The sequence below is a fragment of the Seohaeicola zhoushanensis genome, from assembly GCF_014656415.1.
GTDB lineage: Bacteria > Pseudomonadota > Alphaproteobacteria > Rhodobacterales > Rhodobacteraceae > Seohaeicola_A > Seohaeicola_A zhoushanensis.
Genome location: NZ_BNCJ01000008.1, coordinates 76,825 through 89,693, shown reverse-complemented (window position 1 = coordinate 89,693; position 12,869 = coordinate 76,825). Strand labels below are relative to the sequence as shown.

Sequence of the window (12,869 nt, the reverse complement as noted above, 5' to 3'; positions counted from 1 at the left end):
TTTCGGGACCGACTTCGACGCCCCGCAACGGGAGATACGCAAACCAGTGGTGCTTGATGCGGATTAGATGGCTGGCCATCGCACTGATTCTGCCCCTTCCGGCGGCGGGCCAGACCCCGTTGTCGGCGATTGAATGGCTTGGAAAGAACTCTCCCACCGTCCGCACCGGCCCGGTCCTGACCGAGCCGCCGGTATCGCGTTCGGCCACCCATCCGCAAATCGACGTGCGCCCCCTGCAGGCCCTGGCCGATCCGGTTGGCCTGGTGCCGGCCTCGGTCACAGGCTTGCCGCAGGAACTCTGGCAGGAGAGTGACGGCAAGACACTGGCGACGCAGGTGGCTTCGGTGCCGGTGCGGCGCTATCCGGCCATGCAGACGCTGCTCTACACGCTGCTCCTCTCCGAGACGCGCCCGCCCGAAACGGGTGGCGAGGCGCTGCTGCTGGCCCGCCTCGACCGGCTGGTGGCGATGGGCGCGGTAGAGCCGGCGCAGACGCTGGCTGAAACCGCTGGGGCAAGCAGCAATCCGCAGCGCTTCCGGCGCTGGTTCGACGCCACGTTGCTGACCGGCGAAGAGGACAAGGGCTGCGCGGAACTCTCGGCCAATCCGACACTGCTGCCCGATTACGGTGCCCGGATCTTCTGCGCGGTGCGCGCCGGCGACTGGGAGACCGGGGCGCTGCTGCTCGAAGCCGCCCACGCGCTCGAACTGCTGCCCGAAGCCAAGCTCAACCTGCTCGACCGCTTCCTCAGCCCCGAGGTCTTCGAAGGCGCCCCCGCCCTGCCCGCGCCTGCTGCCCCTGACCCGCTGACTTTCCGCCTGTTCGAGACCATCGGCGAGCCGCTGCCAACAACCACGCTGCCCGTCGCCTTTGCGGCTGCCGACCTGCGCGACCTAGCCGGTTGGAAGGCGCAACTGGAGGCGGCCGAACGGCTGACGCGCACGGGTGCCCTGCCGCCGAACCGGCTACTTGGCCTCTACACCGAGCGCGATCCGGCGGCTTCGGGTGGCATCTGGGATCGGGTTCAGGCGTTGCAGCGCTTCGAGACGGCGCTCGATCACACCAGCATCTCGGGCGTCGAAAAAACCCTTCCAGCGGTCTGGCAGGCGATGGAAGAGGCGCAGATCGAAACCGCCTTCGCAACGCTCTTTGCCGAACGACTGGCCGGGCTGACGCTGGAAGATCCGGCGGCCCGCGCGGTGGCTTGGCGGATCCAGTTGCTCTCGGCTGATTACGAGGCCGCTGCCCAAACCCCGCCGGATGATAGCGCCCTCTCGCTGTTCCTCGCCGCGCTGGCGCAGGGACGCCCCGGCGAGGCGCCCGCACCGACCCAGCGCGCGCAGGCAATCGCCAACGGATTTGCCCCGGACGCAGCGCTGCCGGAGCGGGTGCGCGAGGCGCTCGAGGCGGGGCGGTTGGGGGAAGCGATCCTGCGGGCGATGGACTATTTCGACCGCGGGGCACGCGGCAACCCCGTCGACCTGTCCGGCGCCATCGCCGCGATGCGGCTGGTGGGCCTTGAAGACCTGACCCGACGGGCCTGCCTGCAGCTCATGCTGCTGAAGCGGAGCGGCGCATGAGCGCGCCCGATCATCCACATCGCTGGATCTCGACCTTTCTCGAAGCCCAGGCAGCCGAACTCGGCGCCGCGCGCAACACCCAGGCCGCTTATGGGCGCGACCTGAAAGACTTTGCCGAATGGCTCGACCGCAAGCCGCTGTCCTTCGCCGCTGCGAGCCGTTCGGATATCGAAGACTACCTGATCTTCTGCGATGCCCAGGGCCTGTCCCGCGCCACCCGCGCGCGACGGCTCTCGGCGATCCGGCAACTCTACCGCTTTGCCTTCGAGGAAGGCTGGCGCGCCGAGAACCCGGCGATCCAGATCCGCGGCCCCGGCCGTGACGAGCGGCTGCCCAAGACCCTGGACGTGCCCGAGGTCACCCGCCTGCTGGCCGCCGCCCGCGAGAGCGGCCGCACCCCCGAGGACCGGCTGCGCAACATCTGCCTTATGGAACTGCTCTACGCCACCGGTATGCGGGTCAGCGAGTTGGTCGGTCTGCCGGTCGCCGCCGCGCGCGGCAATCCGAAGATGCTCTTGGTGCTCGGCAAGGGTGGCAAGGAGCGGATGGTGCCGCTGTCGCCTCCCGCGCGCGAGGCGCTGGCCGACTGGCTGAAGGCGCGCGACGCCGACCAGGAGGAACGGCAGCGCAAGGGCGCGGCGCCGTCGCGCCATCTCTTTCCCTCGCATGGGACCTCGGGCCACCTGACCCGGAACCGTTTCTACCTGCTCATCAAGGAGCTTGCCGTCGCTGGTGGCGTCTCACCCGCCAAGGTGACGCCGCATACGCTGCGCCATGCTTTCGCCACGCACCTGCTGGCCAATGGCGCCGACCTGCGGTCGATCCAGACCATGCTGGGCCATGCCGATGTGGCGACGACCGAGATCTACACCCATGTGCTGGACGAGCACCTGAGCGAACTGGTGCTGACGCGCCACCCGCTGGCACGCAAGTAGCCGACAGCCCGGCCCGGGGGGCCGATTGCCGCATCCCGCCCCCTTGATCGCGGCCTCGCGGCCCCCCATAACTTCCTGACCATAATCATAGGCAATATCATGGACACCGCCGGCACTTTGGACTTCACCTTCTGGTTCACCGGAGGCGCGATCCTGCTGTTGCTGGTCATGTCGGCCTTTTTCTCGGGCTCGGAGACGGCGCTGACCGCTTCCTCGCGCGCCAAGCTCAAGTCGCAGGCCGACAAGGGCTCGAAAGGCGCCGCCAATGCGCTGAAGGTGACCGAGGACAGCGAGAGCCTGATCGGTTCGGTCCTGCTGGGCAACAACGTGGTGAACATCCTGGCCGCCTCGCTGGCCACCTCGCTGCTGACCCAGATGTTCGGCGACAGCGGCGTGGCGATCGCCACGTTGGTGATGACCCTGCTGGTGCTGATCTTCTCCGAAGTGATGCCCAAGACCTATGCCATCAGCAACCCCGAGCGGGCAGCCTCCTTCGTGGCGCTGCCGATCATGTTGTTGGTTACAGTGCTGACCCCGGTTGTCACCGCCGTCCGCCTGTTGGTACGCGGCATCCTGCGGATCTTCGGCGTTCAGGTCGACCCCGACAGTCATATCCTAGCCGTGCGCGAGGAGATCGCCGGCGCGCTGCAGCTCGGCCACTCCGAGGGCGTGGTCGAGAAGGAGGACCGCGACCGCATTCTGGGTGCGCTCGACCTCGGCGACCGGACGGTCGAGGAGATCATGCTCCACCGCTCGCGCATCGAGATGATCGACGCCGCCAAGGCGCCCAACGACATCCTGCGCCAGTGCCTGGACAGCCCGCATACCCGTCTGCCCGTCTTCAAGGACGAGCCCGAGAACATCGTCGGCGTGGTCCATGCCAAGGACCTGCTGCGGGCGATGTACAAGCTCATCAGCGATACCGAGGCCAATTCCAAGGCACTGCAGCGGTTCAAGATCACCGATGTGGCGATGGCGCCGTATTTCATCCCCGAGACCACCACGCTGGACGAGCAGATGCGCCAGTTCCTGCGGATGCGCACGCATTTCGCGCTGGTGGTCGACGAATACGGCTCGCTCCAGGGGCTGATCACGCTGGAGGACATCCTCGAGGAGATCGTCGGCGAGATCACCGACGAATTCGACCCGCACGCCGAACACCCGCTGAAGCGCACCGAGGACGGGCATTTCATCGTCAATGGCGCGATGACCATCCGCGACCTCAACCGCGCCACCGACTGGGCCCTGCCCGACGAGGAGGCCAATACCGTCGCCGGCCTGGTGATCCACGAGGCGCAGATGATCCCGACGGTTGGCCAGGTCTTCTCGTTCCATGGCTTCCGCTTCGAGGTTCTGGCGCGCGAGGGCAACCGGGTCACGCGGCTGCGTATCCGGCCGCTCTGAGACACCAACTGCTCCTTGATGGAGCGGAACGGCGCTACAGCGAACCGGCACCGGTGTTCACTCAGCCTCTATCAATGGTCCGCGATGCGCGCCGAAGCTTGCGGCCAACGCCCTGTCTGCCCGTGGACAGGGTGCGCCTGACCTGTCCACCACCGGACAGGGCCGGTAACCTTTTGGACAGGGACAGGTGATATCTGTCCGCTCATGGACAGGAATTGTCACCCCGACTGGAATGACATGCAGGTGCTTTTGGCGCTGGCCCTTGCCGGGTCCACGGCTCGGGCGGGGCTCAGGCTGGGGCTCTCGCACCAGACGGTCGCGCGGCGCCTGACCCGGCTCGAGGCGCGGCTGGGTGCGTTGCTGGTCGACCGCGGCCAAACTGCCTGGCGGCTCACGCCGCTGGGGGAAACGGTGGCCGGCCAAGCTCGGCAAATGGCGGGGATCATGGGTGGAACCTTGGCCCTGACGCGGCCGGAAATGGCAGGGCTGCGCGGCCGCGTATCGATCTCGGCGCCGCGCTGGACCGTGGCGACCAGCGTACTGCCGGCACTCGCCGCGTTGCGGCCTCGCCATCCCGGCCTGCAATTCGATCTCCTGTCCGAAGGCAATGCCGCCGACCTCGCCCTGATCGCCGCGCCGGTCATGCCGCCCGGCCCATCGGCCCGCCGCATATCGACGCTGGGGGCGTCGCTCTACGGCACCCCGGCGGCCATTGCCCGGATGGAAAGCGCACTTGCCTCGGGTGGCGCGTCCGACCACGAGGCCTTCGCCCACGCCCGTCCGCACCTGATCTCGCTCGACCCGCATGGCAATGGCGACAACATGACCCAGGTTGGTGACACCGATACACTGAGCGAGGCCGTGCGCCTTGGCCTCGGTGTCGCCGTCCTGCCCGATACAGTCGGGCGCACCCTGCCGGGTGTCGTCCCCTGTGCCCTCATCGCCCTGCCACGGGGCACGCTGGCGCTCTGGTGCGTCAGTGATCCGGACAGCCCTCGCGTGGCGCATGTCCGGCTGATCGAACGCGAGATTTTTCGCGCGGCGCGAACTCATGAACACCGGACGGCGGTGTGACGGGCATCACGCCCGCAGCCGCTCTCCCGCCGGATCGAAGGGCGGCTCTGCCAGGATGACCGCCCCGTGCGGCCGACCCAGAACCATCACCTCGACCCGGTCGCCCGGCACAGCGCCCTTCACGTATCCCAGCGCCAGCGACATGCCGACCGAATAGCCAAAGGCCCCCGAGGTCACCCGACCGACACCGACACCGTCCTTGAAGATCGGCTCGCCCCCGGTTGCATCGGCACTGGAGGCCGCCGTGTCGCTCTCGTCCAGCGCCAGAACCACCAGCCGCTCGCGCGCCTCGCGCGCCATGACCTCCTCGACCGCCGCCTTGTTCAGGAACGTCTTGTCGAGCTTCACAAGCCGGTCGAGCGCCACCTCCTGCGGCCAGTATTCGGGCGAATACTCCCGGCTCCACGAGCCATAGCCCTTTTCGATCCGCAGGCTCATCAGCGCGCGCGAGCCGACCGGGCCGGCGCCAAAGGCGCGCCCCGCCTCCAGAAGTGCTTCGTAGAGCCGCAACTGGTCGCCCGCCGCGCAATGCAGCTCCCATCCGAGATCGCCTGTGAAGGAGACACGCAGCGCCACGCAATCGACGCCCGCCAGCTCGATCCGGCGTGAGGTCATGAAGGGAAAGTCGGCGGTTTCGAGCGAGGCATTGGTCAGCCGCTGCAGCATCTCGCGCGACTTTGGACCGGCGACGTTGAAGCCGCAGACCGCTTCGGTGAGGCTCTTGAAACTCGTCCCTTCCGGCAGCGGCACCGCGCGGAAGAAGCGTTGGTGATAGCGTTCGGCCATGCCCGAACCGATGATCCAGAATTCCTCCGGCCCCAGCCGCGTCACGGTGAAATCGCCGGCAATGCCGCCGCGTTTGCCGATCAGCGGAGTGAGGCAGGAACGACCGACAGCCCTGGGCATCCGGTTGGCGAAGAGCGCGTTCAGCCAGTCCTCGGCCCCAGGCCCGGCGCAGCGGTATTTGGCAAAGTTCGAGATGTCGATGATCCCGGCGTGTTCGCGCAGCATCCGGCATTCACGACCCACCGGCTCCCACCAGTTCTGGCGGGTGAAGCCGTTGGTCTCGACCGTGCCCGGCTGGTCAGCGAACCAGACCGGATGCTCCCAGCCGAAGTTCAGCCCGAAGACCGCGCCCATCGCCTTTTGCCGCTCGTAGATCGGGCGGACCCGAACCGGACGGCCGGCGGGGCGTTCCTCGTTCGGAAAATGGATGGCGAAGCGGTGGGTATAGACCTCCTGCACTTTCGCCTTCGTAAAGGCCTTGTCGGCCCAGGCGCCGAAGCGTGCCATGTCCCAGGGGAACATGTCGTAGACCGTCTCGCCCTCGACCATCCATTGCGCGGCGAGCAGCCCCATGCCGCCCGACTGGGAAAAACCGGGGATGATGCCGTTGCAGCAGAAGTAGTTGCGCAGTTCCGGCACGGGGCCGAAGAGCACGTTGGAATCGGGCGACCAGATCATCGGGCCGTTAATCACCCGCTTGATCCCCGCCTGCCCGACCACCGGCACACGGTCGATGGCACGCATCATGTTGGGCTCGATCCGCTCCAGGTCGTCGGCGAAGAGCTCGTGACCGAAACCCGCCGGCGTCCCGTCCTCGGCCCAGAAGCGCATGTCGCGCTCGTATGCGCCGACCAGCAGGCCCTTGCCTTCCTGGCGCAGGTAATATTCGCCGTCTCGGTCGGCGACCGAGGGGAGGCGACGGTCCATCGCGGCGATCTCGGGGATCGTCTCGGTCACGAAATACTGGTGTTCAGTCGGTTGCAGCGGCAGCTGGATGCCTGCCATGGCGGCGACTTCGCGGCCCCAGAGACCGGCGGCGTTGACCACCCACTGCGTATGGATATCGCCCCTTTCCGTGCGCACGATCCACGAGCCGTCGGCCTGCGGCTCGGTCCCGGTCACCGGAGTGAAGCGGTAGATCTCGGCCCCCATCGCCCGCGCTCCTGCTGCATAGGCGTTGGTCACGCCCGATGGGTCGACGTTGCCACCGTCGGGCTCCCACATGATGCAGCGGATGTCGGTGAAATCGACCAGCGGGTGCAGCCGCTCTGCCTCGTCGCGTGAGACCTCGTGGAAGTTCATCTTGTAGAGCTTCGCCTTGGCCGCCTGCAGCCGCAGCTGGTGTTCACGCGCCTCGGTCTGGGCAAGGTAGAGCGAACCGGGCTGGAACACGCCGCAGCCCTGCCCCGTCTCCTTCTCCAGCTCCTTGTAGAGCCCCATCGTATAGTGCTGGATCCGGCTGATATTCGTCGAGTCATGCAGCCCGTGGATGTTCGCCGCCGCGTGCCATGTCGAGCCTGACGTCAGCTCGGAGCGCTCCAGCAGAACCACGTCCTTCCAGCCGAGCTTGGCGAGATGGTAGAGGATCGAGCAGCCGATCACGCCGCCCCCGATCACGACAGCCTGGGCATGGGTCTTCAAGGCAATGCTCCCCCTTAACGGTTTCACACCAAGGATGCGCAGCCCGCGGGCGGTGGTTCATGGCGAAAGCCGACATCGGGCGGCACGCCAGCGGCATCGCCGCTCAGGCGACGGCGGCGGCCAGCCGGTCGCGGTCGGCCTCAAGCGTCAGCGCAGACTTGGCCCGTTCCAGCGCCACGGCAGCCTCGTGCCGCGCGGCCTTGGCCACGGGTTGCGGCCCATGGCGGATCAGGCCGGCCAGGCGCTTCTGCAGGGCAATCTGCACCTCGACGAGGCCAGCGCCATCGCGCGCGATGGCGGCGAAGGCATCCTGCACCAGGTCGGCTGCATCGAGCGGCGGCAGCCAGAGATTCTCGTATTCCGGCGGATCGCCGACATCCTCGGGGTGGAAATGGCCCAGCACCCGCGCCAAGGTGCCCAGCACGTCGATTGCCGTGCCCGGATCATTGATGCCGGGGGAGAGCGCCTTCGAGCCGATTTCGCTCAGCATGATGATGCAGAAGCGCGGATCCTGGTCGCTGGTCCTGACCTTGCCGATGGAGATGCATGAGCCGATCTCGTCGATCAGCTTGTCGGTTCCGCCCGCGACATGCCCGATCACGTCACCCTTGTGCACGAAGCGGCCCGCCGGCGCGATGAGGTAGACCTGCGCCCCCGCCTTCGCCGCGTCGGCATTGATCTGCGGTTCGTAGATCGCCTGGATAAAACCGGTCGAGAGTGCACGCAGATCGCGCGCCCCGTCGGGAATCACCGTCTCGGCCGTCAGAGGGTGCGCCCCGTGACAGGGCCTCTGCGCGCGATCCTCCAGAGCGGTGATCGCCTCGGCCTCGATGGCGTCGAGCGTCTGGATCAGGCTGCCCCAGGTCTGCAGGTGCAGGATCCAACGCAGCATCATCGCCACGATCAGCACGATCACCACCAGCGTCATGCCGAAGAGCACCACCACACCGGCCTCGCCGAAATAGGGCGTCGAGAGCAGGATCAACGAGGCCAGCGCATAGATATAGGCGCCGATGAAGGTGGCGAGCACCGTCTGCGTCGGTGAATCCCGCAGCAGCACGCGATGGGCGCGCGGGGTCCATTGGTCGGCGACCGAGCGGTGGATGGTCACGATCACGCTGAGCGAGAAGGTCGTGACCGCCAGCATCGCATTGGCGATGATCGTGAGGAGCCCCACCAGCGAGTCGGCACCGATCGCCTCGCTGAAGCCTTGGGGGATGAGATGGGCGAACAGCTTGGCCCCGATTGCCGCCACCAGGCTCAGAGCCGCGATGCCGATCACCCGCACCCAGAGCTTGCGCCCGATCTCGCGCAGCTTGCGGGCCATCACGGCGAATGCCGCCGAAATCTCGCCGAAGTATCCCATGGCAGTCTCCCCCGACCGGTCCCCCGCGCGCCCAGATCCGGACGCGCGGGGGGAGATGCCTCAGCCGCGCATCGGCTTCAGCGCGTTGGCCCACTTGGCCAGTTCGCCGAACATGCCGCTGGCACCGTCGGCCATTTCCTTGTTCGGGGTGAATTTGCCATCTTCGATGAACTTGCTGAAGAAGGGCACCGGAACCACGCCCGGCAGGGCGACCATCGAGAGGTTTCCAAGCAGCTGGCGCAATTCCTGGGCCGAGCGCAGGCCGCCCGAGATGCCGCCATAGCTGACCATCCCGGCCGGCTTGTATTTCCATTCCTGCGACAGGCACTGGATCGCGTTGATAAGAGACGCCGGCGGGAAATAGTCATATTCCGGCGTCACGAAGACGAAGGCATCGGCGTCGGCCACGATGGCGCTCCACCGTTTGGTGTGGTCCTTGGTGTATTCCTTGCGCGCCGGATGGTTGGGTTCATCCAGCAGCGGCAGGTCGATTTCTGCCAGATCCACCGTCTCGACCTCGAACCCGCCATGAGCCTTGGCCGCTTCGGCGGCCCAGGTGGCAACGGTGGGACCGATCCGGCCGGGCCGGGTAGAGCCGATGATGATCTTCAGTTTCAACATGCCAGAAGTTCCTTTCTCTTGCCCCCGGCTGATGCAGAATGGCCGGGGCGTGGCGGTATCCGTTCGATACTGCCGCGCAACATAGAGTCGGCGCCGGCGACAGCAAGGCGGCACAAAAAGGATACCGTCTCGGGACCAAATCCCGACACCCTGCTTTGGTTCCCACTGGGGTGGCCACAAAACTTCCCGGCAGAAGCGACATCTTCTGTCGGAAACCGGCTTGCCTGCCCACCGCGCGCCAGCGAGGCTGCGGCCAGATCGAACTCCGGAGGCCCCATGAAAACCACTACACGTGTCGTCGTGATCGGCGGAGGCGTCGTCGGCTGTTCCGTCCTCTATCACCTGACCAAGCTCGGCTGGTCCGACGTCATGCTTGTCGAACGCTCGGAGCTGACCTCCGGTTCGACCTGGCACGCCGCGGGCGGGTTCCACACCCTGAACGGCGATACCAACATGGCGGCCCTGCAGGGCTATACCATCCGGCTCTACAAGGAGCTTGAGGCGATCACCGGTATGTCCTGCGGGCTGCACCACGTTGGCGGGATTACGCTGGCGGACAACCAGGACCGCTTCGACATGCTGCTGGCGGAACGTGCCAAGCACCGCTTCATGGGGCTGGAGACAGAGATCGTCGGCCCCGAGGAGATTGCGAAGATCGCGCCGATCACCAATCTCGACGGCATCATCGGGGCGCTCTACGACCCGCTGGACGGCCACCTCGACCCTTCGGGCACGACCCACGCCTATGCCAAGGCCGCGCGGATGGGCGGCGCGACCATCGAGACGCATTGCATGGTGCGAGAGACCAACCAGCGCGCCGATGGAACCTGGGACGTGGTGACGGACAAGGGCACCATCCACGCCGAGCATGTTGTGAATGCGGGCGGCCTCTGGGCGCGCGAGGTCGGTGCCATGGCCGGCGTCTACTTCCCGCTGCACCCGATGGAGCACCAGTATATCGTCACCGACGACATCCCCGAGATTTACGAGGCAGGCCGCGAGCATCCGCATGTGATGGACCCGGCCGGCGAAAGCTATCTGCGGCAAGAGGGGCGCGGACTTTGCATCGGCTTCTACGAACAGCGCTGCAAGCCCTGGGCAGTAGATGGCACGCCGTGGAACTTTGGTCATGAGCTGCTGCCAGACAACTTTGATAAGATCACGGAAAGCATTGAATTCGCTTACAAACGCTTCCCCGTTCTGGAGCGCGCCGGGGTCAAGACCGTGATCCACGGCCCCTTCACCTTTGCGCCCGACGGCAACCCGCTGGTCGGCCCGGTTCCGGGTCTGCGCAACTACTGGTCGGCCTGTGGTGTGATGGCCGGGTTCAGCCAGGGTGGCGGTGTCGGGCTGATGTTGGCGCAGTGGATGATCGAGGGCGAATGCGAGCGCGACACGATGGCGATGGACGTCGCGCGCTTTGGCAACTGGATCTCGCCCGGCTACACGCGGCCGAAGGTGATCGAGAACTACCAGAAGCGCTTCTCGGTGTCCTATCCGAACGAGGAACTGCCAGCGGCACGCCCGCTGCGCACCTCGCCGATGTATGACATTTTCACCAAGATGGGCGCGGTCTGGGGTCAGCAGTTCGGGCTTGAGGTCGTGAATTACTTCGCGCAAGCCACTGAACCGACATATGAAACGCCCTCCTTTCGCCGCTCCGACGCCTTCGGCGCCACGGCGCGAGAGGTGAAGGGCGTGCGCGAAGGCGTGGGCATCAACGAGGTGCACAACTTCGGCAAATACAGGGTGACGGGCCCGAAGGCGCGCGATTGGCTCGACCGGATCATGGCGGGCCGCGTGCCTGCGCCGGGCCGCGTCTCTTTGACCCCGATGCTCTCGGCCAAAGGGCGGCTGATCGGGGATTTCACCATCTCCTGCCTCAGCGAGACCGAGTTCCAGCTGACCGCCTCCTACGGCAGCCAAGCTTATCACTACCGCTGGTTCGAGCAGCATGAGGAAGGCGGCGTAAGCGTCGAGAATATCAGCGACAAGCGCACCGGCTTCCAGATCGCCGGACCGAAGGCGCGCGAGGTACTGGCCGCCTGCACCCGGAGCGATATCTCCGATATGCGCTTCCTCGAAGTGCGGCGCCTGGTCGTCGGCATGGTCAATTGCATCGTGCAGCGGGTGAGCTACACCGCCGATCTCGGCTACGAGATCTACTGCGACCCCATGGACCAGCGCGCGCTCTGGTCGGCGCTCTGGGAGGCCGGACAGGCCCACGGAATGGTGCCCTTCGGGATGCGGGCGATGATGTCGCTGCGGCTCGACAAGTTCTTCGGTTCGTGGCTGTCGGAATTCTCTCCCGACTACACCCCCGCCGAGACCGGGCTCGACCGCTTCATCGCCTGGAAGAAAAACGCCGATTTCATCGGCCGCGCCGCCGCCGAGGCGGAGCGCGCCAAGGGTCCGGCACGGCGGCTGGCGGCCTTCATCGTCGAGGCCGAGGACGCCGACGTGCAGGGCTACGAGCCGATCTGGCTTGACGGCAAGGTGCAGGGATTCTGCACCTCGGGCGGCTATTCGCACCACACCGGGCAGTCGGTGGCGCAGGGCTTCGTGCCCGCCGACCGGGTACAGGACGGGCTGGCGGTCGAGATCGAGATCCTGGGGCAGATGCGCAAGGCGCGACTTGTGACCGAGCATCTCTTCGACGCCGACGGCGCGCGGATGCGGGGCTGAGGCGAAATCCTTCGAGGATTTCGGGGCGTTTTCCTGCGAGGAAAACGCGCCACCGCTCGATACGAATTCCTCGCAGGAATTCGGACGTTTTCCGCGACGGAAAACGTGCGCCTTGTCAGACGGGCACCGCGCCGATAGCTCTTGGCCATGACCGACCTGCCCATCATCCTTCTGGCCGCAGGCGCCTCGTCGCGTATGCGCGGGACCGACAAGCTGCTGGAGATCGTCGACGGCCAGCCTCTGCTGCGCCGTCAGGCCGCCCGCGCGCGCGGCGTGACCACGGGGCCGGTGCTCGTCGCCCTGCCACCGCCGCCGCATCCGCGGTACGCGGCGCTCTCGGGACTGGACGTCAAACCGATCCCCGTCCCGGACGCCAGCGAAGGCATGAACGCCTCGCTGCGCCAGGCGTTTGCGGCGCTGCCGCCAGATGCACCGGCGGCCATGCTGATGCTTGCCGACCTTCCCGAGCTCACGGAGAGAGACCTTAACGTCGTCGCACAAGCCGTTGACCTAACATCTGAAACCCTGATATGGCGCGGTTCGACCGAGGACGACAAGCCGGGCCATCCGATCGTCTTCACCGCCGCACTGTTCCCGGCTTTCGCCAACCTCACCGGCGACGGCGGCGGCCGCGAGGTGGTGGCACAGGCTGGCACACGGGTTCAACTCGTCCCGCTGCCTGGCCAACACGCACGCCTCGACCTCGACACACCCGAGGATTGGGCCGCCTGGCGCGCCGGGCGCTGAAAACAGGAACGGGGCGGCCCCCGCCACCCC

9 protein-coding genes are annotated in these 12,869 nt (G+C 66.6%); 6 read left to right on the top strand and 3 right to left on the bottom strand.

Features of this window, described 5'->3' with window-relative positions:
- The first annotated feature begins 56 nt into the window (after positions 1-56).
- The 4 genes from IE266_RS14635 to IE266_RS14620 all read left to right on the top strand — a co-directional run bounded on the left by IE266_RS14635 (position 57) and on the right by IE266_RS14620 (position 4,993).
- On the top strand, positions 57-1,580 hold the full coding sequence (locus IE266_RS14635) for a hypothetical protein (protein WP_189680842.1): 1,524 nt from the start codon (positions 57-59) through the stop codon (positions 1,578-1,580).
- Positions 1,577-2,515 (top strand): tyrosine recombinase, encoded by a 939-nt coding sequence (locus IE266_RS14630; protein WP_189680841.1) that lies wholly within the window; start codon positions 1,577-1,579, stop codon positions 2,513-2,515. Before IE266_RS14635 ends, IE266_RS14630 begins: the two co-directional genes overlap by 4 nt.
- A 99-nt stretch (positions 2,516-2,614) precedes the next feature.
- On the top strand, positions 2,615-3,919 hold the full coding sequence (locus IE266_RS14625; protein ID WP_189680840.1) for an HlyC/CorC family transporter: 1,305 nt from the start codon (positions 2,615-2,617) through the stop codon (positions 3,917-3,919).
- Positions 3,920-4,156: 237 nt separating this feature from the next.
- A complete protein-coding gene (locus IE266_RS14620; protein WP_189680839.1) occupies positions 4,157-4,993 on the top strand; it encodes a LysR family transcriptional regulator in 837 nt (278 codons plus the stop codon).
- A 6-nt stretch (positions 4,994-4,999) separates the two neighbouring features.
- Here the strand turns inward: IE266_RS14620 and IE266_RS14615 are convergent, their stop codons facing one another.
- The 3 genes from IE266_RS14615 to IE266_RS14605 all read right to left on the bottom strand — a co-directional run bounded on the left by IE266_RS14615 (position 5,000) and on the right by IE266_RS14605 (position 9,407).
- The gene (locus IE266_RS14615) at positions 5,000-7,420 is read right to left on the bottom strand and encodes a GcvT family protein (RefSeq protein ID WP_189680838.1); all 2,421 of its coding nucleotides are present in this window, start codon (positions 7,418-7,420) and stop codon (positions 5,000-5,002) included.
- 103 nt (positions 7,421-7,523) lie between these two features.
- Positions 7,524-8,786 carry a DUF2254 domain-containing protein gene (locus IE266_RS14610; protein ID WP_189680837.1) on the bottom strand — a complete coding sequence of 421 codons (1,263 nt, stop codon included), beginning with the start codon at positions 8,784-8,786 and terminating at the stop codon, positions 7,524-7,526.
- Between the two features lie 60 nt (positions 8,787-8,846).
- Entirely contained in the window at positions 8,847-9,407 is a 561-nt protein-coding gene (locus IE266_RS14605) for an NADPH-dependent FMN reductase (RefSeq protein ID WP_189680836.1), read from the bottom strand.
- A 276-nt stretch (positions 9,408-9,683) separates the two neighbouring features.
- Between IE266_RS14605 and IE266_RS14600 the strand changes: the two genes are divergently transcribed.
- Both IE266_RS14600 and IE266_RS14595 read left to right on the top strand, forming a co-directional pair.
- The gene (locus IE266_RS14600; protein WP_189680835.1) at positions 9,684-12,092 is read left to right on the top strand and encodes a GcvT family protein; all 2,409 of its coding nucleotides are present in this window, start codon (positions 9,684-9,686) and stop codon (positions 12,090-12,092) included.
- Positions 12,093-12,239: 147 nt separating this feature from the next.
- Positions 12,240-12,839: a nucleotidyltransferase family protein gene (locus IE266_RS14595; RefSeq protein WP_189680834.1), complete on the top strand. Its 600-nt coding sequence runs from the start codon at positions 12,240-12,242 to the stop codon at positions 12,837-12,839.
- Positions 12,840-12,869 lie beyond the last annotated feature (30 nt).